30 protein-coding genes are annotated in these 23404 nt (G+C 60.9%); 13 read left to right on the forward strand and 17 right to left on the reverse strand.

Annotated elements, in window-relative coordinates:
* Nucleotides 1-26: 26 nt before the first annotated feature.
* Nucleotides 27-410, forward strand: a complete 384-nt coding sequence (locus tag C3Y91_RS03565; protein WP_343227709.1) for a recombinase family protein — start codon at nt 27-29, stop codon at nt 408-410.
* A complete protein-coding gene (locus C3Y91_RS03570; RefSeq protein ID WP_168575001.1) occupies nt 410-733 on the forward strand; it encodes a hypothetical protein in 324 nt (107 codons plus the stop codon). The genes C3Y91_RS03565 and C3Y91_RS03570 overlap by 1 nt, the downstream gene beginning before the upstream one ends.
* Before the next feature lie 237 nt (nt 734-970).
* On the opposite strand, the gene C3Y91_RS03575 is transcribed toward C3Y91_RS03570, so the two are convergent.
* A complete protein-coding gene (locus tag C3Y91_RS03575) occupies nt 971-1153 on the reverse strand; it encodes a hypothetical protein (RefSeq protein WP_003548476.1) in 183 nt (60 codons plus the stop codon).
* A gap of 70 nt (nt 1154-1223) precedes the next feature.
* On the opposite strand from C3Y91_RS03575, the gene C3Y91_RS03580 reads away from it, so the two are divergent.
* Nucleotides 1224-1865, forward strand: a complete 642-nt coding sequence (locus C3Y91_RS03580; protein ID WP_168575002.1) for an alpha/beta hydrolase family protein — start codon at nt 1224-1226, stop codon at nt 1863-1865.
* A gap of 41 nt (nt 1866-1906) precedes the next feature.
* Here C3Y91_RS03580 and C3Y91_RS03585 read toward each other — a convergent pair whose 3' ends face one another.
* From C3Y91_RS03585 to pcaQ, 4 genes are all read right to left on the reverse strand, one after another.
* On the reverse strand, nt 1907-2578 hold the full coding sequence (locus C3Y91_RS03585) for an RES domain-containing protein (protein ID WP_168575003.1): 672 nt from the start codon (nt 2576-2578) through the stop codon (nt 1907-1909).
* Entirely contained in the window at nt 2575-3096 is a 522-nt protein-coding gene (locus tag C3Y91_RS03590) for an MbcA/ParS/Xre antitoxin family protein (RefSeq protein ID WP_168575004.1), read from the reverse strand. Before C3Y91_RS03590 ends, C3Y91_RS03585 begins: the two co-directional genes overlap by 4 nt.
* A gap of 86 nt (nt 3097-3182) precedes the next feature.
* The gene (locus tag C3Y91_RS38355; protein ID WP_281411350.1) at nt 3183-3311 is read right to left on the reverse strand and encodes a hypothetical protein; all 129 of its coding nucleotides are present in this window, start codon (nt 3309-3311) and stop codon (nt 3183-3185) included.
* Between the two features lie 80 nt (nt 3312-3391).
* Nucleotides 3392-4309 carry a pca operon transcription factor PcaQ gene (pcaQ, locus tag C3Y91_RS03595; protein WP_168575005.1) on the reverse strand — a complete coding sequence of 306 codons (918 nt, stop codon included), beginning with the start codon at nt 4307-4309 and terminating at the stop codon, nt 3392-3394.
* A gap of 95 nt (nt 4310-4404) precedes the next feature.
* Here pcaQ and pcaD point away from each other — a divergent pair, with 95 nt between their 5' ends.
* From pcaD to C3Y91_RS03620, 5 genes are all read left to right on the forward strand, one after another.
* On the forward strand, nt 4405-5214 hold the full coding sequence (gene pcaD / locus C3Y91_RS03600; RefSeq protein ID WP_168575006.1) for a 3-oxoadipate enol-lactonase: 810 nt from the start codon (nt 4405-4407) through the stop codon (nt 5212-5214).
* The gene (gene pcaC / locus C3Y91_RS03605; protein ID WP_168575007.1) at nt 5211-5615 is read left to right on the forward strand and encodes a 4-carboxymuconolactone decarboxylase; all 405 of its coding nucleotides are present in this window, start codon (nt 5211-5213) and stop codon (nt 5613-5615) included. Before pcaD ends, pcaC begins: the two co-directional genes overlap by 4 nt.
* A gap of 9 nt (nt 5616-5624) precedes the next feature.
* On the forward strand, nt 5625-6374 hold the full coding sequence (pcaH, locus tag C3Y91_RS03610; protein ID WP_168575008.1) for a protocatechuate 3,4-dioxygenase subunit beta: 750 nt from the start codon (nt 5625-5627) through the stop codon (nt 6372-6374).
* A gap of 2 nt (nt 6375-6376) precedes the next feature.
* Nucleotides 6377-6988 (forward strand): protocatechuate 3,4-dioxygenase subunit alpha, encoded by a 612-nt coding sequence (pcaG, locus tag C3Y91_RS03615; protein WP_168575009.1) that lies wholly within the window; start codon nt 6377-6379, stop codon nt 6986-6988.
* Between the two features lie 125 nt (nt 6989-7113).
* Nucleotides 7114-8160, forward strand: coding sequence for a 3-carboxy-cis,cis-muconate cycloisomerase (locus tag C3Y91_RS03620; protein WP_168575010.1), 1047 nt, complete (start codon nt 7114-7116; stop codon nt 8158-8160).
* Here the strand turns inward: C3Y91_RS03620 and C3Y91_RS03625 are convergent.
* Nucleotides 8157-8729, reverse strand: coding sequence for a helix-turn-helix domain-containing protein (locus tag C3Y91_RS03625; protein WP_343227710.1), 573 nt, complete (start codon nt 8727-8729; stop codon nt 8157-8159). The genes C3Y91_RS03620 and C3Y91_RS03625 overlap by 4 nt on opposite strands.
* Between C3Y91_RS03625 and C3Y91_RS03630 the strand changes: the two genes are divergently transcribed.
* Nucleotides 8683-9450: an SDR family oxidoreductase gene (locus C3Y91_RS03630; RefSeq protein ID WP_168575011.1), complete on the forward strand. Its 768-nt coding sequence runs from the start codon at nt 8683-8685 to the stop codon at nt 9448-9450. The two genes, C3Y91_RS03625 and C3Y91_RS03630, sit on opposite strands and share 47 nt — an antisense overlap.
* Before the next feature lie 7 nt (nt 9451-9457).
* Here the strand turns inward: C3Y91_RS03630 and C3Y91_RS03635 are convergent, their stop codons facing one another.
* The 7 genes from C3Y91_RS03635 to C3Y91_RS03665 form a co-directional block, all read right to left on the reverse strand.
* Nucleotides 9458-10288, reverse strand: coding sequence for a shikimate dehydrogenase family protein (locus C3Y91_RS03635; RefSeq protein ID WP_168575012.1), 831 nt, complete (start codon nt 10286-10288; stop codon nt 9458-9460).
* A 4-nt stretch (nt 10289-10292) separates the two neighbouring features.
* Nucleotides 10293-11360, reverse strand: coding sequence for a Gfo/Idh/MocA family protein (locus C3Y91_RS03640; RefSeq protein ID WP_168575013.1), 1068 nt, complete (start codon nt 11358-11360; stop codon nt 10293-10295).
* Nucleotides 11361-11404: 44 nt separating this feature from the next.
* The gene (locus C3Y91_RS03645) at nt 11405-12169 is read right to left on the reverse strand and encodes an amino acid ABC transporter ATP-binding protein (protein WP_128402471.1); all 765 of its coding nucleotides are present in this window, start codon (nt 12167-12169) and stop codon (nt 11405-11407) included.
* Between the two features lie 53 nt (nt 12170-12222).
* Nucleotides 12223-12864: an amino acid ABC transporter permease gene (locus C3Y91_RS03650; RefSeq protein WP_018071495.1), complete on the reverse strand. Its 642-nt coding sequence runs from the start codon at nt 12862-12864 to the stop codon at nt 12223-12225.
* 10 nt (nt 12865-12874) lie between these two features.
* Nucleotides 12875-13543: an amino acid ABC transporter permease gene (locus C3Y91_RS03655; RefSeq protein ID WP_017991876.1), complete on the reverse strand. Its 669-nt coding sequence runs from the start codon at nt 13541-13543 to the stop codon at nt 12875-12877.
* A 31-nt stretch (nt 13544-13574) separates the two neighbouring features.
* Nucleotides 13575-14018: a type II 3-dehydroquinate dehydratase gene (locus C3Y91_RS03660; RefSeq protein ID WP_018071496.1), complete on the reverse strand. Its 444-nt coding sequence runs from the start codon at nt 14016-14018 to the stop codon at nt 13575-13577.
* Nucleotides 14019-14128: 110 nt separating this feature from the next.
* Nucleotides 14129-14959 (reverse strand): transporter substrate-binding domain-containing protein, encoded by an 831-nt coding sequence (locus C3Y91_RS03665; protein WP_168575014.1) that lies wholly within the window; start codon nt 14957-14959, stop codon nt 14129-14131.
* Nucleotides 14960-15207: 248 nt separating this feature from the next.
* Between C3Y91_RS03665 and C3Y91_RS03670 the strand changes: the two genes are divergently transcribed.
* Nucleotides 15208-17103, forward strand: coding sequence for a bifunctional sugar phosphate isomerase/epimerase/4-hydroxyphenylpyruvate dioxygenase family protein (locus C3Y91_RS03670; protein WP_168575015.1), 1896 nt, complete (start codon nt 15208-15210; stop codon nt 17101-17103).
* Nucleotides 17104-17211: 108 nt separating this feature from the next.
* On the opposite strand, the gene C3Y91_RS03675 is transcribed toward C3Y91_RS03670, so the two are convergent.
* Both C3Y91_RS03675 and C3Y91_RS03680 read right to left on the reverse strand, forming a co-directional pair.
* Entirely contained in the window at nt 17212-17886 is a 675-nt protein-coding gene (locus C3Y91_RS03675; RefSeq protein ID WP_018482622.1) for a GntR family transcriptional regulator, read from the reverse strand.
* Between the two features lie 75 nt (nt 17887-17961).
* Nucleotides 17962-18630, reverse strand: coding sequence for a GntR family transcriptional regulator (locus tag C3Y91_RS03680; protein ID WP_018494407.1), 669 nt, complete (start codon nt 18628-18630; stop codon nt 17962-17964).
* 508 nt (nt 18631-19138) lie between these two features.
* On the opposite strand from C3Y91_RS03680, the gene C3Y91_RS03685 reads away from it, so the two are divergent.
* From C3Y91_RS03685 to C3Y91_RS03695, 3 genes are all read left to right on the forward strand, one after another.
* Nucleotides 19139-19972, forward strand: coding sequence for an MBL fold metallo-hydrolase (locus C3Y91_RS03685; RefSeq protein ID WP_018071502.1), 834 nt, complete (start codon nt 19139-19141; stop codon nt 19970-19972).
* A gap of 143 nt (nt 19973-20115) precedes the next feature.
* Nucleotides 20116-20511: a GFA family protein gene (locus tag C3Y91_RS03690; protein WP_168575070.1), complete on the forward strand. Its 396-nt coding sequence runs from the start codon at nt 20116-20118 to the stop codon at nt 20509-20511.
* 10 nt (nt 20512-20521) lie between these two features.
* Nucleotides 20522-21391 carry an alpha/beta fold hydrolase gene (locus C3Y91_RS03695; protein WP_168575016.1) on the forward strand — a complete coding sequence of 290 codons (870 nt, stop codon included), beginning with the start codon at nt 20522-20524 and terminating at the stop codon, nt 21389-21391.
* A gap of 107 nt (nt 21392-21498) precedes the next feature.
* On the opposite strand, the gene C3Y91_RS03700 is transcribed toward C3Y91_RS03695, so the two are convergent.
* Entirely contained in the window at nt 21499-22260 is a 762-nt protein-coding gene (locus tag C3Y91_RS03700; protein WP_168575017.1) for a polysaccharide deacetylase family protein, read from the reverse strand.
* Entirely contained in the window at nt 22260-23348 is a 1089-nt protein-coding gene (locus C3Y91_RS03705; RefSeq protein WP_168575018.1) for a glycosyltransferase family 4 protein, read from the reverse strand. Before C3Y91_RS03705 ends, C3Y91_RS03700 begins: the two co-directional genes overlap by 1 nt.
* Nucleotides 23349-23404 lie beyond the last annotated feature (56 nt).

Below are 23404 nucleotides of genomic sequence, written 5' to 3' on the forward strand. Positions count from 1 at the left end.
CGCGAGCGCATCAATGTCGTGCTCTGGTGACCGTCGATCGCTTGTCGCGCGACGTCGAGCATAGCGCCAAGATCCTCAAGGAGCTTCGCTGTCGCGACGTCGAACTGTGGACCGTCCACGCCGGCACCCCTGTCACCGACCTGGAACTGGCAATGCGCGCAGCACTCAGCCACGAGATGGTCGAGCAGATCCGTTACCGGACGCGTGAAGGCATGAAGACGGCGGTACGCAAGGGTACGCGCGACAAACTGGTCTTGGAGCTTGCCGGCACGGACGCGCCGGTGGAGGATTTTCAGGAGAAGATCGCCAAGCTGAAGCAGCAGTTCAATCCGGCCAATGTCGAGGTTGCCATCGCAAGCTGCTGTTCCTCGCCCGCAACAATGGCGACGAACACGCCAAACAGCGTCTGATGCCGATCGTCCGCGATCTGATCCAGACGGTTGTGATCGGCAAGACGCCCGGCCACCAGCCGGCAAGCCTGCAGGTGCACGGCGACATCGCCAATATCATGGCGTCCATGAAGGTGCTGGATCTGATGGAGCAGCAGTTCCTCGCTGCGGCAGGCAACGACATGATGGCGCGGATTGCGTCCGGCGAGATTGACACGGAGGCCAAACGCAAAAAGCTCCTCGACCGTTATGGCGAGGAGCTCAAGAGCAAATATTTGGAATGGGAGAATTTACAAGTTTCAGTGGTTGCGGGGGCAGGATTTGAACCTGCGGCCCGGTTATGAGGCGCCCGCCACCTCCGCCCGGAACGTTCAGAACGCGCTGGAATGAGCACCACGGCTGCAGAGCAAAAAGGGCGCTCGACCCTTGCGGGGAGCGCCCTTATCCTGTCGGACACGAGCAGCTCGACGACGTCGATACCGCGCGCATCCATTTTTCAGGCAGGACCGGTATATGGACCCTTCCCGCCGGGGTTTCAAGAGGCGGTTCAGCGGTTTTACACGACAATTGACCGTAGTCGATCAGGAGGCGACCCCGGTGATCGGATTGACCACGGGTCGTTCGCTCTTGTCCCTGACCCCGGCCGGCTGCACCACCGGCGGCGCCATCGATTCTGCGTCGGCGGGCTCCGGCTTTTCAGGAACGGCGCCGACATCCTTGGGTCGTCGCTGCTCGGGCTTTACGTTTTGATCATTCGTCGACATTGTCGGTCTCCTTTCCAGAAAGAAGTCACGGCCGGCGACATGGTTCCGGCGATGGGATGGAGGACTACCGATGCTTGACAGGTTTTTGCTGCAGGGGCCTCAGGATGCGCGCTTCACGATCCTTCTTGCGCATGGCGCCGGCGCGCCGATGGATTCGGCGTCGATGACATCAGCGGCAAATGCACTCGCCAACGTTGGCTTCCGCGTCGCCCGTTTCGAATTCGCCTACATGGCCGCCCGCCGCACCTCCGAGGGCCGCAAGCCGCCGCCGCGGGCCGAAATGCTCAATCCCGAATACGAGGCGGCCATTGCCGAGCTCGGCGCCAGCGGCCCGCTTATTATCGGCGGTAAGTCGATGGGCGGCCGGGTCGCCAGCATGGTCGCCGACGATCTCCATCGTCGGGGAAAGATCGTCGGCCTGCTCTGCCTCGGCTATCCCTTCCATCCGCCCGGCCAGCCTGGGAAGCTGCGTACCGGCCATCTCGCGGGGCTGACGACGCCGGCGCTGATCTGCCAGGGAACACGCGACGAATTCGGCACGCGGGACGAGGTGCCGGGCTACGATCTGTCCGACAGGATCGAGATCCTCTGGCTCGAGGACGGCGACCACGATCTCAAGCCGCGCAAGTCGATCTCCGGTTTCTCCGGTGCCGATCACCTCGCCACGATGGCGAAGGCGGTGAAGGCATGGGCCGAACGATTGCCGGTTTGAGCATCACCCATATCCCCGGGGCCGGCCCGCGGCTGCCGCCGTCAGGCTGCAAGCTTCCTGACGTCGATACGCCGGTCGGTGGCCGAAACGGTGATTTCGAAGTGGTCGGCCTGCACCACGCCCTGAATATTGCGCGGCCGATGCGCGACGATGGCCACTCCGCCTTTCATCCGGACACTATCATAGAAGATACCGGCGCCGCCGCTTGAGCGCACCTCCTCCCCCAGCACCTGCGACGCCGCATAGCTGGTGCCGTCATAGACATCGGGCCGCAGCGTCTGCTCGCCGCGAATGTCGAGGTAATCGCCAATCAGAGTGGCCGAATAGCTTCGATAGGTGCGCGCCATCGTCGCGACCCCGCGCGCGACGGCCTCGCGCCTGAGATGATGGCCAACCTCCGCGGCGGCCGTTTTGAGATTGTCGGCGGCATACCAGGCGCCGAGATCAGGGCCGTTGAAGCGCATTCCTCCCGGCGCGACATGCAGGAAGGCCGCCATGACGATGCTGGCATTGGCAACGCCATAAACCCATTGGTCCTCGGGAAGTCGTTGGATGCGGTCGGCGACAAGGCGGTCGTTGGTCCAGCCGACGAGCTCCATCACGGCTTGGAGATCGGCCGCCCGCGTCACCGTCTCGAAAAGCCCGATGGGCGGAAATTGCGAGGGGATCAACCGGTGTGACGGACGCGGCGCCTCTGCAAAACGATCCCTCACCGGAAGACGATGTCCGTATCTTCGTAGGGCGTGAACGCTTCGTCGAGTATATTTGGCTGCATGTAGAGACCGCCTCGCGCGCCATCGAGAAACCGGCGGACGGTCATCAACCCGTCCTGGGTCCCGTTCGTCACGATATCAAGCGGCGGATGCCCGCTGAAAACGAGCGCCTGATGCGGCGTGCGTAGCCAGGCGACGCCGGCGCGTTCATCGGAAAACAGCACGCCGAGAGCCTGATGGATACCAAGCAGGGCCGAGATGCGGGTCAACGTATCGACATCAAGCGTAAATGCGCCGAGCTCGCGCGCCTGTTTGGCCCAATTGTGGTAGGTCGACCGAGATGGATAGCCGAGCACGAGCAGACGCTGCTCTTCCGTCAGCCCCCAGAGATCGGCGATCGCCAAAAAGGTTCGCAAAGCAGGCGCGCTGAGCCTCTTGCGGTTTGCCGGAGCAAACCGCTCCATTTCCAGCCGCTGCGGCCCCTGGCCTTCTCGTTGCTCCCGTCGTGCATGCAGCATAAGGACCTCCTGTCTTGAAATAGACATAGTCCAAATCTGGGCATTCAACAAGCGAATTTAAAGAGCTGGTCCTGCTGACCACCGATTTAGCCGTCACCATAACCAGGCAGCAGCCGGTAGCGGACCTTGCGGCGGTATTCGGCGTAACCCGGCAGGTCTCTTGTCAGAAGCTTCTTCTCATCCAAGCAGCCGCGCAGCAATTCCGGCAAAGGCATGGACGAATTCCACCATCGCGTCCGTCGCCCTCCTGCCCAGATCCTTGTCCTGATTCTCCATCGGTTCGACCTCCGTTATGTTAGGCAACCTCGCCTGCCGCCTCGCGGATCGTCTGCATCAGGATCGATTGCGGCAGCGACGGCACGGCATCGGCGCGCATCGTCAACCCGACCGGTCCCTTGGTCTCGCCGGTATCGACCGGCAGAAGCGCCAGCCGCCCGTCGGCGACATCGTTGGCCACCACGCCGTTGGAAATGATCCAGATCGCATCGCTTGCCCGCAGAAAAGCGCGGCCGAAGGAATCCGACACCGTCTCGATCTGGTTCGGTAGGCTGGAGACGCCGTTGGCGATCAAGAAATTTTCGACCACCGGCCGGATGATCGAACCCCGCGTCGGCATCAGCACCGTAAAGTTGGCGAAGCCGGCAAACAGCGATTGCCGGCCGTCGAGCAGCGGATGGCCGGCGCGCACGGCAAACACCACCTGCTCGGAATAAAGATGTTCGAAGGAAAAACCCGCCATGTTCTCGGCGCCGGCCAGACGTCCGACAACGATATCGAGATCTCCGACACGAAGCTGCTCCAGGAGCACCGCGTTCTCGCCGGTGACGATCTTCACCCGGCTCCAGGTCTTTTCCTTGAGGAAGAGTTCCATCGCCCGCGGCATGATGCGCGATGACACCGTCGGCAGCGCGCCGATGCGGATCGGCGGCGCCTCGGAAAATTGCTCCTGCGACACGGAATCGAGGCCCTGGCGCAACGCGGTCAGTGCCGCGCCTGCGTGGCGCAGGAAGACCTCGCCGTAGCGGGTGATCTTGATGCCGCGGCCATCGCGCTCGAAAACATCGACACCCAGCACCTGTTCCAGTTCGCGGATCGTCTTGGTGACTGCCGGCTGGCTGACACGCAGCAATTCGGCGGCCTTCATGACGCTCTTCTGCCGCGCCACCTCGACAAAGGTTTGCAGATGGCGGAACTTGACCCGGCTGTCGATCATCGCTCGCATAACTCCAGGGTTATCGAAACGCCAATAAATATCATTTTACTTAACCGGATCAACCAGTCAATTTCACTAGACAGGAGGAGAGTGACGTGCAATTCGCCCGCATAAACGACGTGACGATCCATTATCAGATCATTGGTGCCCCTGCCGACAGGCCGGTGATCGTCTTTACCAATTCGCTTGGAACGGATTTCCGCATCTGGCGTGATGTCGTGGTGCGGCTTGCCGGCGAATTCGCCATCGTGCTTTACGACAAGCGCGGCCACGGCCTTTCCGATGTCGGCCAGCTCCCCTCATCGATCGAGGACCATGCGACAGATCTCGCCGGCCTGCTCGATCTGCTGTCGGTCAAGGATGCCGTCATCTGCGGCCTCTCCGTCGGCGGCCTCATCGCCCAGTCGCTCTATCACCGCCGGCCGGACCTGGTCCGCGCGCTGATCCTCTGCGACACCGCTCACAAGATCGGCACGGCGGAGAGCTGGGACGCCCGCATCGCCGCCGTCGAGAGAAACGGCATCGGCAGCATTGTCGACGCCATCATGGAGCGTTGGTTCACGCCCGCCTTCCGCCGGCCCGAGAGCACCGCCTATGCCGGCTATTGCAACATGCTGACGCGCCAGCCCGTCGAGGGCTATCTCGCCGCCTGCGCCGCGATCCGCGATGCCGATTTTACCGAAATCGCCAAGACGATCACCGTCCCGACGATCTGCATCGTCGGCGATCAGGACGGCTCGACGCCGCCCGATCTCGTGCTTTCGACCGCAAAGCTGATATCCAGCGCTCGCTACGAGGTCATCCCTGATTGCGCGCACATTCCCTGCGTCGAGCAGCCGGAGGCGCTGACGGCGATCATCCGCGCCTTCCTCACATCCGTTCCGTCTGGAGAAGTCAGCCCATGAATGAGACCGCATCCTCCTCCGAGCGCTATCGCCAGGGCATGGCGACCCGCCGCGCCGTGCTCGGCGACGCCCATGTCGAGCGCGCCGCCAGTGCATCGACGGAGTTCGACCGCCCCTTCCAGGAATTGATCACCGAAGCTGCCTGGGGCCATGTCTGGTCGCGCCCGGCGCTGACGAAGCGCGAGCGCTCGATCATCACGATCGCTCTGCTTGCGGCGCTGGGCCAAGACGACGAGGTCGCCATGCATGTGCGCGCCACCGCCAATACGGGGGCGACCCGGGAGGATATTTGCGAGGCGCTGCTGCATGTGGCGATCTATGCCGGCGTTCCCGCCGCCAATCACGCGATCAAGATCGCAAAGCAGGCTTTTGAACAGATGGACGCCGAAAAGGCGGCCTGAGGGAGGAACATGTCCGAACGACCGAACCGCAAGCCCGAGACCGGCGGCTTCTTCGCCCGCGACCGCGCCTGGCATGCGCCGGCGCTGACCCCCGGCTACAAGACCTCCGTGCTGCGCGCGCCGCAGCGCGCGCTGCTGTCGCTTGACGGCACGATTTCCGAGACCACCGGTCCGGTCTTTGGCCATTCGATGATCGGCGAACTCGACAACGACCTGATCCTGAACTATGCGCAGCCCGGCGAAAGTGCGATCGGCGAACGCATCATCGTCCATGGCCGCGTGCTCGACGAGCGCGCCAGGCCGGTTCAAGGCGCCTTGGTCGAGTTCTGGCAGGCCAATGCCGGCGGCCGCTATCGCCACAAGAAGGAAACCTACCTGGCGGCGATCGACCCGAATTTCGGGGGCTGCGGCCGCGCCATCACCGACGAGGACGGCCACTACCATTTCCGCACCATCCGTCCCGGCGCCTATCCCTGGCCGAACGGCATCAACGACTGGCGTCCCGCCCATATCCATTTTTCGATCTTCGGACACGGCTTTGCCCAACGCCTGATCACCCAGATGTATTTCGAAGGCGATCCGATGATCTGGAAATGTCCGATCGTCGGCACGATCCCCGACAAGGCGGCGATCGAGCAGCTGATCGCGCCGCTCGACTGGGGCAATACCATCCCGATGGATTCACGCGCCTATAAATTCGATATCGTGCTGCGCGGCCGCCGCTCGACGATGTTCGAAAACAAATTGGAGGGCAACTGACCATGCAACAGCTCGGCTATCTCAAGGAAACCCCGTCGCAGACGGCCGGCCCCTATGTCCATATCGGCCTGACGCCGAATTTCTGCGACATAGCGGGCGTCTACGACACCGATCTCGGCATCGCGATGGTCAACGACAAGACGCTCGGCGAGCGTATCACCGTCACCGGCCGGATCTTCGACGGCGCCGGCGCGCTGGTGCGCGATGCGGTCATCGAGATCTGGCAGGCCGACAGCGCCGGCCTCTACAACAGCCCGTCGGAAATGCGCGGCGCCGCCGATCCCAATTTCACCGGCTGGGGCCGCTGCCCGACCCGTGCTGAAGACGGCGTCTACAGCTTCGAGACGGTCAAGCCCGGCCGCGTCCCCTTCAAGGACGGCCGCAGACAAGCCCCGCACATCACCTTCTGGATCGTCGCCCGCGGCATCAATATCGGCCTGCATACACGCATGTATTTTCCGGAGGAGACGGAGGCCAATGCCGCCGACCCGCTGCTTTCGCGCATCGAACATCGCGAGCGCGTCGCAACGATGATCGCCACCCGCGACGGCGCCACCTGTCATTTCGACATCTATCTGCAGGGTCCGAAGGAAACGGTTTTTCTCGATATCTGAGGGTCTGCATGCCGGCTGCTTGTTCTAAGGGCTCCGTGCAGGTAGCCTCCCCTCACTCTACCCTCTCTCCCCGAGGGGAGAGGGTGCGGCAGCCGGATGGGGACGACGCAATAAACGAGAGACCGATGACCGCATCGCCCTTCGACCACCCCTTCCTTTCCGGCCTGCTCGGCGACGATGAAATCGCGCCCTATTTCTCCGCCGAGGCGGATATACGGGCGATGCTTTCCTTCGAGGCCGCGCTCGCCAAGGCTGAAGCCGCTCACGGCCTCATTCCTGCCGAAGCGGCAAGGCGCATCGCTGACACCTGCGCTGCCTTCTCGCCCGATGTGTCCAGTCTTCGATCGGCAACGGCAAGGGACGGTGTCGTCGTTCCCGATCTCGTCAAGCAGCTGCGCGCTGATGTCGGCGAGGAAGCGGCCAAAAGCCTGCATCTCGGCGCGACCAGCCAGGATGTCATCGATACCAGCCTGATGATCCGCCTGAAGGCCGTCGTCTTCCTGTTTGCCGGCCGGCTTTCCACTATTGCCGCAGGGCTCGATGCGCTGGACGGCCAGTTCGGGCGGAACCAGCTGATGGGTCATACCCGCATGCAGGCGGCAATCCCGATCACCGTCTCCGATCGCCTCAATACGTGGCGCGCACCGCTCGCGACCTATCGCGACCGCCTGACCGAACAGAGCTTTCCCGTTCAGTTCGGTGGTGCGGCCGGCACGCTGGACAAGCTCGGATCGCAGGCCGCAGCCATCCGCGCCTCGCTCGCCCAGGAGCTCGGCCTCACCGATGCACCGCAATGGCAGAGCGGGCGTCTGCCGATCGCCGATATTGCCGGCCTGTTCGCGTCGATATCGGGCAGTCTCGGCAAGATCGGGCAGGATATCGCGCTGCTCGCCCAGGCCGGCGATGAGATCGAAATTTCAGGCGGCGGCACCTCGTCGGCCATGGCACACAAGCAAAACCCCGTTTCCGCCGAAGTCCTCGTCTCGCTCGCCCGCTTCAACGCCACGGCGCTCTCGGGCATCCATCATTCCTTCGTCCACGAACAGGAACGCTCGGGCTCTGCCTGGACGCTCGAATGGCTGCTGCTGCCGCAAATGACGATGGCAACCGCCGCCAGCCTGCGGCTCGCCGGGGAGCTGATAAAAAATATTAAGAGACTTGGAACGGCCTAATTCAGAACCTGAAGCCCGTGCTTCTGCACGATCGAGAGCAGCTTCAGCGCTATTCCGCTCGGCCGCTTGGCACCGCTTTCCCATTTCTGCACGGTGGATTCGCTGGTGTTGAGATATCGTGCGAAAACCGGCTGGCTGACGTGATTGCTTTCCCGCAGTGCCTTGATGGCCTCGGGACCAAGTGCGTGCGGCGAAACCAGGCAGCTTTCATCGAAGGAGCGCATCGTTTCCTTGTCGATCGTTCCTATTTTATGCATGGGCTTCGCAGACGTGTGAATCGCCTCGAACGCATCGTTCTTGTACTTAATGCTTTTTGCCATGTTCGATCTCCAGACGCCGCCCAGATCACCGGCCTTGCCTTCCGCGACCTGCCTGATAGTTTTCAATAATTCGGAATCCGATATCCGCGCTTTGCGAGCTGCCTTGGTAAACCACCCGGTTTTGAAAGCGGTTCCGCCATGTCTCAAAGTAGCACCCGGTGCTATGTTTTTCAAGTTGACTTCCCAAGATGAGAGCAACCCCGTGACCTTCCCCCTCTTCGATCTCTCCGGCCGCCGCGCCCTTGTCACCGGCTCCAGTCAGGGCATCGGCCGCGCATTGGCGGTCGGGCTTGCCGAGCATGGCGCTTCGATCATCATCAACGGCCGCAACGCGCAGAAGGCGGAGGCCGCCGCCGAGGATATTCGTCGCAGCCATCGCCATGCCGTCAGCGCCGCCTTCGACGTCACCGATGCGGAGGCCAGCCGCACCGCCATCGCCTATATCGAGGCCGAGATCGGCCCGATCGACATCCTCGTCAACAATGCCGGTATGCAGTTCCGCTCACCGCTGGAGAACTTTCCGGTCGACAAATGGGACGAGATCTTCAAGACCAACGTCTCCAGCCTGTTCTATGTCAGCCAGCCGGTCGCCCAGGCGATGATTGCGCGTGGCCGCGGCAAGATCATCAACATCGCCTCCGTCCAGGCCGAACTCGCCCGTCCCGGCATTGCGCCCTATACCGCTACCAAGGGCGCGGTGAAGAACCTCACGCGCGGCATGGCGACCGACTGGGCGAAATACGGCCTGCAGATCAATGCGATCGCGCCCGGCTATTTCCGCACGCCGCTTAACCAGGCGCTGGTCGATGATCCAAAGTTTTCTGGCTGGCTTGAAACCCGCACCCCGGCCGGCCGCTGGGGCGAGGTCAAGGAGCTTGTCGGCGCCGCGGTCTTCCTGGCCTCGGATGCCTCCTCCTTTGTCAACGGCCATATGCTGACCGTCGATGGCGGCATCACCGCCTCGCTTTAAATTTGCATCATCCGAGCTTGGCGATGGCACGCAGATTGTCGGCCGTCGTCGTCGGGAATTCGAAGAATTCGAGATAGGCTGGAATCTGTTCGAACAACATGTCCGTCCCCACCTGAAATGCACAGCCGCGCGCCCGCACGGCCTCGAGAAAAGGGGTTATCTCCTTGGTCATCACGACTTCGCCGACGAAGGTCGAAGGCGAGATGCGGTCGATATCGATCGGCAGCGGGTCGCCCCGTCGCATTCCGAGAGGTGTCGCATTGACGACAATGTCGAAGCCTGCCGGATCGGCGGAGCCGACCGTTACTTCAAGCTGCGGATAATATTTCTTCAGCCTGTCCAGCAGCGCGGTCGCGGTCGTCTCGTTGGCGTCGAAGATGGCGAGATGCTCCACGCCCGCCTGTGCCAACGACGCGGCGATCGCCGAGCCGACGCCGCCGGCACCCGCAATGAGCGCATGGGCTCCTTCAACCTTTTTACCCTTGCGCAACACGCCGCGAACGAAGCCCTCGCCATCGAACATGTCACCGATCAGCCTGCCATCCGAACCGAGACGCACTGCATTGCACGAGCCGGCGACTTTCGCGTTGGTCGACGTTTCGTCGAGCAGCGCCATCGTCGAAATCTTGTGCGGCATCGTGATCAGAGCACCGTGGATATTGGACAACCGGAACAGAAGCTTCAGAAATGCCGAATAGTCCTCCGGCCTGCAGCCCATCGGCACGACGACGGCATCAATTCCGTTCTTCTCGAAGTAAGGATTGTAGATCAGCGGCGCCTTGAAGGACTCCGTCGGGTAGCCGAGGTGAGCGATGAGTTTGGTCGTCCCGGTGATCATGTGGTCAGACTTTCTGGGGATCGGAAGAGGCGCTGGCGTTAGAGAGGTGGATCATCTGCCCCCAGTGCGCCGATCTCTTGATCGCTTCGACGACCCTGAGCGTAGCAAGGCCCTCCCGGCCACTCACCAGAGGCGTGGCATCGCCACGAATGACATCGCAAAAATGTCTGAGCTGAACGCAAAGGGGATCGGCTGCTGCGAAAGGCACGCGCTGCTCGGCAAGCGGCTCCAGCCAATCGGGCTTCGAAGGGCTCGTCCAAAGCGTCAGATCAGGAATTCCGAGCGAACCCTTGGTGCCGCCGATCTGGTAGCAGAATTGGTCGTAACGGGGAAAAGCAGGGTTTTCGCCGGTGGTCGTCTCCCAGCTCCAGGGCGCGGCCACGGCATCACTGCCGTTGAGAGTGGCAAGCACCCCGCTTTCGAAACGCAGCGTCACGACAGCCGTATCCTCGACGGCATGGTTCCGCACGGCGTGGGATTCCATCGCATGGACTGCTTCGACCTCGCCGAAGAAATATCGGAAGAGATCGACATCGTGGATCAGGTTGACGAAAACCGGGCCGGCGCCCGCCTCGCGCCGCCAGGGGATGTCGAAATAGTCGTCGGGCTTGGCGACCCAGAACGTGCCGTGCACCGTGAGGATCCGGCCAAGCGTTCCGCCGTCGACGATCTGTTTGACCACCTGGATCATCGGATTGTGGCGCCTGTGATGGCCGACGAGCAGCGGTATGCCTGCCTTCTCGCCGGCGGCAACCAGGGCCGCTGCAGCATCGACATCGTCGGCGATCGGTTTCTCGATCAGGACAGGAATGCCGGCAGCGACGATCTCCATTCCGTTCTCAACGTGGAGCTGGTTCGGCGTTGCCACGATGATGCCGTCAGGCCTGTCCTCGACGCGGATGTCTGAGAAGCTCCGGTACCATCGGGCGCCGACATTCTCGGCAAAGTCGCGACCGGCGGCAGAAGGATCGATCACCGCCGAGAGAACGGTTCCGGGCTCGGAGATAATGCGCCCGACGTGGCGCCTGCCGATGAGGCCGGCTCCCATGACTGCAATCTCTATCGGCTTCATTGCCGGCTCCCATAATTTGCCAGAGGCATCGACCTTGAGACGCCTTACTTTCGCAGGATTTCTCCGAGGAATTTCCTGGTTCGCTCATGCTGTGGGTTGGTGAAGAACTCGGCCGGCGGGGCCTCCTCGACGATCGCGCCGCTGGCCATGAAAATCACGCGGTCTGCGACCTGGCGGGCAAAGCCCATTTCGTGGGTGACGCAGATCATCGTCATGCCCTCGTCGGCGAGCGCAATCATCGTATCCAGCACCTCCTTGACCATCTCCGGATCAAGCGCCGATGTCGGCTCGTCGAACAGCATCACCTTCGGCCGCATGCAAAGCGCGCGGGCAATGGCGACGCGCTGCTGCTGGCCACCCGAAAGCTGCACCGGATATTTGTCGGCTTGCTCCAGGATCTTGACCCGCTCGAGCAGCCCGCGTGCCCGTTCCTCGGCCTCCGCCTTGCCGACGCCGATAGCCTTCATCGGCGCCAGCATGCAGTTCTGCAGCACCGTCAGATGCGGAAACAGATTGAACTGCTGGAAGACCATGCCGACCTCACGACGGATCGCATCGATGGTCTTGGCCTGATTGCTGAGAAGAATCCCGCCGACGCGGATTTCACCTTTCTCGTAGGTCTCCAGATGATTGATGCAACGGATGAGCGTCGACTTCCCACTACCGGAAGGCCCGCACAAGACGATCCTCTCGCCGCTACGAACCGATATGTTGATGTCGTGCAGGGCTTGAAAAGCGCCATACCACTTCTCCACCCGCTCCATGGTGATCATCGTTTCTGCGCCTTGAGCAGGACTGGGACTGGTCATCAGTAGAACTCCACGTTGGCGGGCTGGACCGCGTCGAAGACGAGGGATGCGGATCAGCGCGCAGAGGCGGCAAACTTTCGTTCGAGGCGCGCGCCAAGGATCGTCAGTGGGCAGCACATCAGGAAATAGAGAGCGCCGACGATGCCGAAGACCGTCAGCGGTTGGAAGATCTGGTTGGAGATGATGTTGCCGGCCCGCGTCAGCTCGGTGAAGCCGACGATCGATGCCAGCGAGGTACCCTTGATCAGCTGCACGAGGAAACCGACCGTGGCTGGCAGCGAGATGCGCAGCGCCTGCGGCAGGATGACATCCCTCATGCGCGAGACGTATCTGAGGCTGAGAGCCTTTGCCGCTTCCGTCTGACCGCGCGGAACCGCTTCGATCGATCCGCGCCAGATCTCGCCGAGATAGGCGCTCGCATGCAGGGTCAGGCCGATGGCAACGGCCACCCAGGCATCGAGCATCAGCCCCAACAGCGCCAGACCGTAATAGACGACGAAAAGCTGCATCAGCAGCGGTGTGCCCTGGAAGACGGCGATATAGGCGGCCGTGACGCGTTCCAGCAGCGGTATGCCCGAGGCGCGCGCAAGGGCGACGCCGAGCCCTGCAATGCCGCCGCAGACGAAGCCGACGGCGGACAGGACCACGGTCCACTTCAGGCCGATCAGGAGGAAGACGAATTCGTCGTGACCCATGGAATTCCTCCTACTTGACCGGATATTTGAAGTAGCGCGCCGAAAACAGCGCGAAGATGCGCATCATCAGCCAGGAGATCACGAAATAGAAAACCGTGACCGTGAAGTAGACCTCGAAGCTGCGGAAGCTCTCCGACTCGATGCGCTGCGATACGGAGGTCAGCTCGTAGGCCGAAATCGCCGATGCAATGCTGGTGGTGAGCGTCAGGAGGACGAACTGGCTCGTCAGCGACGGATAGATCGCCCGCAATGCCGGCTTGAGAATGATCAGACGGAAGACCTGAGCCTTGTGCAGACCAAGGGCGAGCCCCGCTTCCATCTGTCCCTTCGGGATCGACTGAACGCCGCCCCGAATGATCTCGATGGCATAGGCACCACCGTTGATGCCGAGCGCGATAATCGCCGTCGGCGTCGGATCCAGCCTGATGCCCGTCAGCGGAAGCGCAAAATAGATGAAGAAGATCTGCACCAGAAAAGGTGTGTTGCGGATCAGTTCGACGAAGGCGATGACCAGCCATCGCGCCGGTTTGAGCGCAGAGTCGCGCAGCGCAACGCCGCCAATTCCAATGATGATCGCCAGCAGCATCCCACAAATGGCAAGCAAGAATGTCCCGAGACAGCCAAGCAGAAGGCTCGGCAGGCCATCTATGACCGGGGTGAAATCCAACTTATAATTCATGGCGATCCTTCCGGTCCGTCTTCCTGAAAGTTCAGTCCCGCTTGACCATTCCTGCCATCGCCTGGATAGCGAGTTCGTAGCCGTCGGCTCCAAAGCCGATCATGATGGCGGTGGCAACGCGCGAGATCAGCGAATTGTGGTAGATGCTCTCGCGCGCATGAACATTCGAAATGTGCAGTTCGATCTTCGGCGGGTCGAACATTTTCAACGCATCCAGAAGAGCGATCGATGTGAACGTATAACCGGCAGGATTGATGATGATGCCGCAGGCGTCGGTCCTGGCCTGATGCACGCTCTCCACCAGTTCGCCCTCGAAATTGGTCTGGCGAAACTCGACGTCGAATCCCAGGGCCTTTGCCTTGGTCACGCACCGTTTCCTGATATCGGCAAGCGTCGTGGTCCCATAGATTGCCGGCTCGCGCTGACCGAGAAGATTGAGGTTCGGTCCATTGAGCACAAAGATTGGCTTGTTCATGATCGCGCTCCCGGACGCGGGCCGAAGCCGGTCTCGAAACATGATGGTAGCGTTGGCGGGCATCACCAGGGATGCCCACCTCCTCGACTAAATTCTCGATTTATGAGCTTTCAGTTCGCCGCGAACGGAATGCCTTCCAGCTTTTCCGGGAATTCCGGAACTGGAACCTTCATCCACTTGTCGTAGACGGTCTTGAGTTCGCCGTTTGCCTTGATCTTGTCGATAAAGGTGTTGATCGCCGCATTGATTTCCTTTTCGCCGAGACGCGTGCAAGCACCGTTATAGAGCTTCTGGAATTCAAGCTTGTTTTCGAATTCGCCCGGACGGGCTTTCTCTACTCGGTCCATATAGAAAATGTTGCCACCAAGCGTCTCGACCTGGCCGGACACCAGGGCCTGGACGCTCGCGGCGTCTCCATCATAGCGCCGGATGGTGGTGCTCGGCGGCGCGTTCTTGGTGACCTGCGTGTCCTGAGCAGCACCCTTGGCGACGCCGACAGTGAACTTGGCCATGTCGGCATTCGTCTTGATCTCAGCCGATTTCGGACCAATCAGAACGATCGCGTTGGCAACATAGGGCTTGCTGAACTGCACGGCCTTTGCGCGATCCGGCAGCATCGCCATCGTGGCAAACAGAACGTCGACACGGCCGGCCGTCAGTGCGGGAATGCGATTGTTGACTTCAAGTGGCACGAACTCGACGGAAACACCCAGTTCCTTGGCAAACAGCGTTGCGATGTCGGCATCGAGGCCGTCCTGTTTGCCGCCGCTGGTCACAAAGCCCCAGGGCGGATTGTCACCCTGAATCCCGACGATGATCTTGCCGCGAGCCTTGATTTCATCAGGCGTGATAGCGGCGGCCGGTTGCGCCAGGGTGACGGCAGCCACCAGGGCCGCGGTTCCGAGCATCGCGTTTCGGCGCGTTAGCAAAGACTTGAACATGTAACTCCTCCTCCTTTGGCGGTCATTCGACCGGACAGCCACCTCACCTTTGACTGTGGAAGAAATGATTGCCAGAGAAGGACTCTCAAATCAACAGAGTTTTTCAAAATCATATGAGAATTTATCATAAGACACGCTATTTGAATTCCTCACGACATTTGCCATAATAGTAGCGAGCGGTTTTCCTGGAACGCATTGTCGTGTTCGGCGCTCGTTTAATCCCGCACGGATATCGGAAGGGCTTTGACATGAGGACCTCGATTGCGACTGTCACGATCAGCGGCGAACTGCCGGAGAAGCTCGAGGCGATCGCCCGGGCGGGCTTCGACGGCGTCGAGATCTTCGAGAATGATTTCCTCGCCTTCGACGGAAGCCCGGCCGATGTCGGAAAACTCGTCCGCGACCATGGCCTGGAGATCACCCTGTTTCAGCCATTTCGTGATTTCGAAGGCATGCCGGAGCCGCTGCGGAGCCGTACTTTTGACCGCGCGGAACGGAAGTTCGACGTCATGCAGCAGCTCGGAACGGACCTGGTGCTCGTCTGCTCCAACGTCTCGCCGGCCGCCATCGGCGGCATCGACCGGGCAGCAGAGGACTTTCATGAACTCGGCGAGCGTGCCGCCAGGCGTGGACTGAGGGTGGGCTACGAGGCGCTTGCCTGGGGTCGCCATATCAGCGACCATCGCGACGCCTGGGAGATCGTGCGTCGCGCCGATCATCCAAATGTCGGCCTTATCCTCGACAGCTTCCACACCTTGTCACGCAAGATCGACGTCAATTCCATCCGCTCGATTCCCAAGGAGAAGATCTTCATCGTCCAGCTTGCCGATGCTCCGCTGATCGACATGGACCTGCTCTATTGGAGCCGCCACTTCCGAAACATGCCGGGTGAAGGCGACCTGCCCGTCACGGCGTTCACCGAAGCCGTCGCGGCGACAGGGTATGACGGGTATTTCTCCCTGGAAATTTTCAACGACCAGTTTCGAGGTGGTTTGTCGCGGGCGATTGCCGCCGACGGCCACCGCTCGCTGATCTATCTTGGCGATCAGGTGCGCCGCCATCTCGGCATCGGCAGCATGACCGGGGCGGCGATGCCGGAAAGGCCTTCCGTCAAGGGCGTCGGCTTCGTCGAGTTTGCAACGGACGAGGAAGATGAAGTCGAGCTGGTTGCCTTGCTGCGCACGCTGGGATTCAAAAAGACGGCGGTCCACCGCACGAAAAAGGTCTCCCTCTTCGAGCAGGGCGAGATCCGGATCCTCGTCAATGTCGATCAGGCAGGATTTGCCAACGCCGCCTACGCCGTTCACGGTACTTTTGCATATGCCATGGCCCTGATCGTCGACGATGCGGCAAAGGCCTATGAGCGGGCGCTCGCCTTGGATGCCGAGCCATTCATCCAGCCTGTCGCAGATGGTGAGCTCGAGCTGCCTGCCATTCGGGGTGTGGGGGGCGGGATCATCTATCTCATCGATGACAAGAGCGCATTGGGTCGTTTCTCCGAAATCGACTTTCAGCCGGTCACGGACGACAGCGACGCGCCGTCGGCAGGCCTTTTGCGCATTGATCACGTCGCCCAGACGGTCGGCTACGATGAAATGCTCACCTGGCTTTTGTTCTACACGTCCATTTTCGAGACGCGGAAGACCCCGATGGTCGATATCATCGATCCGGCCGGGGTGGTCCGCAGCCAAGTCGTCGAGAACGACACCGGGGCGCTGCGCATTACCATGAACGGCGCCGAGAACCGCCGCACGCTGGCCGGACATTTCATGGCCGAGAAATTCGGAGCCGGCATACAGCACCTGGCGTTTTTGACCGACGACATCTTTGCGACCGCCGAAAACCTTCGTGTTTGCGGTTTCAGATCGCTGCACATTTCGCCGAACTACTACGATGACGTCGAAGCACGGTTCGGCCTCGATCCTGCACTGACCGAGCGGCTGAAGGCGGAAAACATCCTCTATGACCGGGACGAGCATGGCGAATATTTCCAGCTCTATAGCGGAACATATGGAGAGGGTTTCTTTTTCGAGATCGTCGAGCGCCGCGGCTACCGTGGCTACGGCGCGCCGAACGCTATTTTCCGGATCGCCGCTTTGAAGAAACAGATGCGTCCGGAAGGAATTCCGAAAGACGCCTCCTGAGGCCCTGGTTTAGAGCGGTTCAGCTTTTCATGGAGCGCAGAGCCACTCTAAGCTTTTGTTTTTACGCATTCCGGACGGAAAACCACTTCGCACTTTCCTGGAAATGCTCTAGCGAATCCGGCCGCTCTTGAGCACATGCTCCACGCCGCTTTGAACGTGCCGTTTGACGACGTCGGTCGCACCCGCGACGTCGCGCTGAATGGAAAGTTCAAACAAAAGCCGGTGGTCATCGACGACTGGCTTGCCGCGAAAACTCTCGGCCAGCATATGGTAACGAAGAAAGCGATCGAAGACCGACGACAATGTCGCCATCAGCGTCGCTGAATTGCAGGCCGAGACGATCGCCTGATGGAACTCCCAGTCGTATCGGACCCAGTCGACTGTCCGCGACACGTCGCCGGCAAGGAGCTTGCGTTCGGCGGCAGCCAGCCGGTGATGGGCGGCGACGATACGCCCCTCCCATTCGAGATTTCCCGCAGCGAAGGCAAGGCCGATCGCATGCGTTTCAAGAACGATCCTGAGGTCGGCGAGCTCGAGGAGTTCTCGGCGCGACGCAGGGCTGACCTCAAAGCCACGCTGCCCCTCGGCGACAACGAGGTTTTCCGTGGTCAGGCGGCTCAGAATTTCACGCAGCGATGAAATGCCGATGGAGTAACGCTCCTTTGCCTGCTCCAGCTTGATCTTGGCTCCCGGCGGCAATGTCCCGGATATGATATCCTCGCGGATCTGCCGGAAGACGACATCGCTTACTGTTTCAGCCGGGTCGTGGACTTGCTTGAGCATGGCTTTTCCTGGTTTTGCCGAAATGTCATCTGTGTTGGTGGACCTAAAGCGCGAAGAGAAACCTCCGGATCATCTCTATTTCAGCGTCCCTCTTGCCAGCGCATGTTCGACCCCGCCCTGGATATGCAGCACAAGCACGCGCTTGGCCGTCTCCGCGTCACGTCGCAATGCCGCATCCAAAAGCTGCTGATGTTCATTGGCCGCGACATCGCCTCGATAGGACAAGGCGACCATCTGATATCTGAGATATCTGTCGAAGATCACCGAGTGCGTCTCCATCAGCAGTTTCGACCCGCAGGCGGATATCAGCGCTTGGTGAAACTCCCAGTCGTAACGCTTCCAGTCCTCCGCCCTGCTGGTGTCGCCCGATGCCATCACCTGTTCCATCCGTGCCAATTTGTAATGCGCCGAGACCAGGGGAGCCTCCCATTCAACGTCGCCATGCACGAACGACTGTTCCAGCGCATGTGTTTCCAGGAGAAGCCTGAGTGCCGCTGTCTCCTTGAGGTCTGAAACGGACACCGGAGACACTTCGAAACCTTTTTGTCCCTCGGCAACGACAAGCCCCTCGGAGGACAGCCGATTCAGCACTTCTCGAAGCGTACTGATGCTGGTCTCGTAGGACTCCTTCAAGCTTTCCAACTTCAACTTTTGTCCTGGCGCCAGCCGACCAAAAATAATGTCGGCCCGAATGCGCCTGTAGCTGCTCTCGGCAATGGTCTCGTTTATAACCGGCTGCAACATGGCGAGTCTCTTATATTTTCTGTTTCGTCGGATATATCTCTTTCTGGCCTTCTCAATCAAGGAAGCATTCGCAGAATGGGAATTAGAATTTTCTCATATGATGCTGGTTTTTCCGGAGAACGTGGAGCCGACCGGGTCGAGCAGGGCCTGACCACAATACAGGTGCCCCATGCCTGTTAGACCAAGCCCTTTGGCCCGGCTTGCGTACTGCTCAAAAAACTGGATTTTTCGGCTCAACAGGGCAGCAATTGTTTTTTCAATCGCGCGCAACCATCTAATAGGCATGACATACGGGAAAATCCCGCGCTCAGCAGCCCGTTTACCGAAAACGAACCATACTGGGTTGCTTTCCGAAGCGAAAGCCGATTGCTTAGGAAAATCTACTTCTTCTTCCGCTAGCGGTTAGGAGAATGAAAGGGGGCACAGGCAAACCCGTGGAATTCTACTGCTTCGCATCGGGATGAACAATGACTACGATGGCGACGTGGGAAGGCCGGTTTGAAGAACGATGACGACAGATTTGTTTCAGGTAAAATTTTGGGGCGTCCGCGGCAGTATTCCCGTGTCGGGCCCCGAGTTCGATCGCTACGGCGGTAACACTTCCTGCATCGAAATTCGCTGCGGAGAACATAGGATGATCTTCGACGCAGGCTCCGGCCTGCGTGAGGCTGGGCTTTCGCTGCTCGCCGACAGTGTCAGCGACGTCGACCTGTTCTTCAGCCACTGCCATTATGACCACATCATCGGCCTGCCCTTCTTCAAGGCGATCTATTACCCCTCGATCAACGTCAACATCTGGTCCGGCCATCTCGATGGCAAGATGAGCACGCGGGAAATGGTCGAGCAGTTCATCAGCCCGCCCTGGTTTCCCGTCAAGACCGACATCTGCCAGGCGACGATGAACTTCCGCGATTTCCACGCCGGCCAGGTGCTGACGCCCCATGCGGGCATCGAGATCAAGACCTTCATGCTGAACCATCCGGGCGGCGCCATCGGCTACCGCATCGAATGGCAGGGCCGTTCGGTCGCTCTCGTCTATGACATCGAGCATATTCCAGGCAGCTACGATCCGGTTTCGCTGGAGATGATGCGGGATGCCGATCTCGTCGTTTACGACTGCACCTACAACGAAGACGAAATGCAGCGTTTCAAGGGCTTCGGCCATTCGACCTGGCAGCACGGCACCGAGCTTGCGAAGATGGCGGGCACCAAGCGCTTTGCGCTCTTCCACCATGCCCCCTCCCGCACGGACGAACAGCTGGCCCAGATGGAAATGCAAGCGCAGGCAGCCTTCCCCGAGTCCTTTGCCGCCCGCGACAATCAGATCGTGGTGATTGAGTAGGTCCGCTAGGGGCCTCCCGTTATCTTGTCCAGTCTGAAGCTCTTCGACGAAGTCGAACCGAGCATGCCTGCTTCGTCGCCACGGAACAGATGCCGGGCCAGACCGTTTTCCCGGCAGCGCAAATCAACGAAACAGGCTCCGTCATGACCGTGCTTTCCGGAAAGTGTCTCTGCGGGCAGGTGCACATTTCTGTCCGGGGCGAACCCTTGCGCGTTGGAATCTGTCATTGCACGGACTGCAGACAAGAAAGCGGTTCGGCCTTTACCTTCTATGGGATCTGGCCCGCCGGCCAATTCGAACATTCAGGGCAGACCGACGAGTTCCAGGGTCGGCATTTCTGCACCGGCTGTGGTTCGCGCCTGTTTTCCGCCGATGACCAGGAGGCGGAAATCAAACTCGGCATCCTATCCGAGGCCCCAACGCCGCTTGTGCCGCGCTACGAACTCTGGATCAAACGCCGCGAACCGTGGCTGCGGCCGGTGGAAGGCGCCGAACAGTATGAGGAAGACCGAGGGAAGAAAAACGAAAAACGATTCTGAGGAGCTCCCCATGGTCACTCTCGTCCGACATCGCTGGATGACCGTTGCAGGGGTCGAGACTTTCTACCGCGAGGCCGGCCGAGAGGATGCTCCGGTCTTGTTGCTGCCGCACGGATATCCCTGCTCATCCTATGAATTTCGCAATCTCATGCCGCGCCTTGCCGACCGTTGGCGCCTGATTGCGCCGGATTTCCCGGGTGCCGGCTACAGCGGCACGCCTGATGATTTCGACTATAGCTTCGATGGATACGCTGCCTGGCTGGAGGCCTTCGTCAGCGCGATGAATGTCGACCGGTTTGTCCTCTACCTCCACGACTTCGGATCGCCTATCGGTGCGCGGTTGGCGATCAGAGACCCCCGGCGGATCCTGGCGCTGATCATCCAGAATGGCGATATCCCCTATGAAGATGCCCTCGGGCCGAAATATGCGGATATCGAGGCGACGTGGACGCTTCCGGAATCGGAGATGAGAAGGGTGCTGGCGAAGGCAGTCAGCGAGGAGACTTTCAAGGAGGAATTCCTCAACGATCTGCCGCCCTCTCTGGCCGACACCATCCCACCGGATCTCTGGAAGCTGCATTGGTCGCTGATCAAGCCGCGCCGCAAGGAAATCGCCATAGACCTAATCGCCGGACTGAAGGAGAACCGGGCCTGGTTTCCGCAACACCGCAAATATCTGCAGGAATACCAGCCTCCGACCTTGATCGTCTGGGGGCCGAACGACCACTACATGCCGGAAAAATCGGCGCGAGCCTATCTGCGCGATCTGCCGGATGCGGAATTGCATCTGCTCGGCGGCGGCCACTGGCTGCTAGAGACGCATCTCGATGACGTCGTCGCAATCATGCGAGATTTCCTCGGACGCGTTCACGCCGCCTGATCGGCAATGTCTAGGTCCCTAAAGCGCGTCGCGATCTTTCAGATCCGCTCCTCGCGCTTTAGGTCTTGCTTTTGCGCATGTCGTTATCGCAAAACCGCGGCGCACTTTTACGCGACATGCTCTAGCAGTTCCGACGCCGATGACCAGCGGACGGCCGGATGCCCGCCCGTCACTGCAAACAAGGCCGACAGGAAGTCCCATGCGGCCGCGTCATGCACCAGATGGTGGGTGAGGACACCGATAGGCTCGTCGCTGCCGACAAACCGGTCGCGAAGCTCGGCCACCAGCTCGGCCACCAATTCCGCCTCGCTGCGTCCGCCGCGCGTGCCATGCCAGTCGATGATATCGACATGGGTGTTGAGAAGTGGCAGCGGACCGCCCTGCTTTGCCCGCCCGTAGACCGAAAGGGCTGCAAATCCGAGACCGGGCAGCGCCGGAATGAGGGCCGCATCGATCCGGTTCCACGGCGGCACCAGCACTGGCAGGAAGCGGGCCGGATGCAGCCGCTGCAGCAGCCGGAACCCCTCACCCAACTCGCTGAGCACGACCTCCGTCGGCCGCTCGCCGCCGAGTTCCTGTTTCTTCGCCTTAAGCCCCGCATGGTTCTTATGCGACCAACCATGCACCGCAACCGTGACGGCTGTTTCCTCCCCCAGGCGTGCGGCTAAGGCCTCGCCGGTCAGGCCGGGAATGACGGCGAGCGTCAGCGGAACCCGGCTTTCGCCAGCCAGCGCCATCAGCATCTCCAGCGCCAGGGTCGGCTCGACAGCATCGTCATCCCGCAGCCAGAACCGCGCCACGCGGCCGGCAGCCTGCCAGCGCTCAAGCTCGCGGCGCAGAGGGTCCCAGGCCGCCATCCTGTCGGTCATCACGTCACTCCTATTCCTGCATTGTCCCGCAAAATTCCGTTCAATAGCTGCGCCGCCATCACAAGCGAACGTTGCCCAAGCACGAAGCGCCGCGCCGCCTGCCCCATGGCGTCGCGCCTTTGCCTGTCGTCAAGCAGGGTAGCCACGGCCTCGGCATAGGCGGTGACATCGCCATCCGGCGACAGCAGGCCGGTCCCGCCAGCCTCGACCACTGCTGGCACGCCTGCCGTTTCCTGCGCGACGACGGGCAGGCCGGCGGCCTGGGCCTCCAGATAGGCAAGGCCATAGGCCTCGCCGCAACCGGGCCAGACATAGATGCCGCCATGCCCAAGCAGTTCGGCGATCTCGACGGCATTCCGCTCGCCCAGCCATTCGATGCGGCCGGCAAGGCCGGCAAACAGACCCTGCACCTCCTGGCGCATCGGACCATCGCCGATGACGGCAAGCGTCCAGGGCCGGTCTTCGATCAGCCGCAATGCTTTTGCGAGCATGACATAACTGTCCATCTTGTCGCCGGCCCGCATCATCGCCACCGTCATCAGCCGGCGCGGATCGGGCGCCGGCGACACCCTCTCGAACAGCGCCGTGTCGATGAAGGGTTTCAGCCCGGCAAGCCGTGCCTGCGGAAATGCGGCTGCAAGCCCGGCCTGGTCGCGCTCGGTGAAGCTGATATTGACCGCCGCCTGCATGATCGCCTCGCCCACGCGCTTCTGTGATGCTGCCCAGCCGGTCCGGTCGCGTTTTGCCGCGTAGGAGGCTTCGGCGGTGACATAGGGAATGGCAAATTCGGCTGATATCGCCGGCCCGAAGGGATCGGGCGATTTATAATAGGGATGATAGCAGAACCAGAGTTCCGGTCGCGGCGCGGATTTCCATGTCAGCCGCAGCCGCTCCAGCTCGGCGCGGATGGCGGGTTCGAGCGCCGCTGCCGCCTCCGGTGTCGAGGCATGGGTACGGAATTCGGAAACGACGTCGACCTGATGCCCGCCAAGTTCCAGCGCCCGGATCAACAGCCGCGCCATCAGCCGGTCGCCCGACGGCACCGGATGGTTCGGCGATTTCATCGGCGCGTAGAAAGCCACCCGCATTGACACCTCATGTACGACAGACTGTTTACAACTGGCACTCGTGCTATCACGAAAAA

Origin of the sequence: Rhizobium ruizarguesonis (assembly GCF_012349115.1) — a bacterium.
Lineage (GTDB): Bacteria > Pseudomonadota > Alphaproteobacteria > Rhizobiales > Rhizobiaceae > Rhizobium > Rhizobium ruizarguesonis.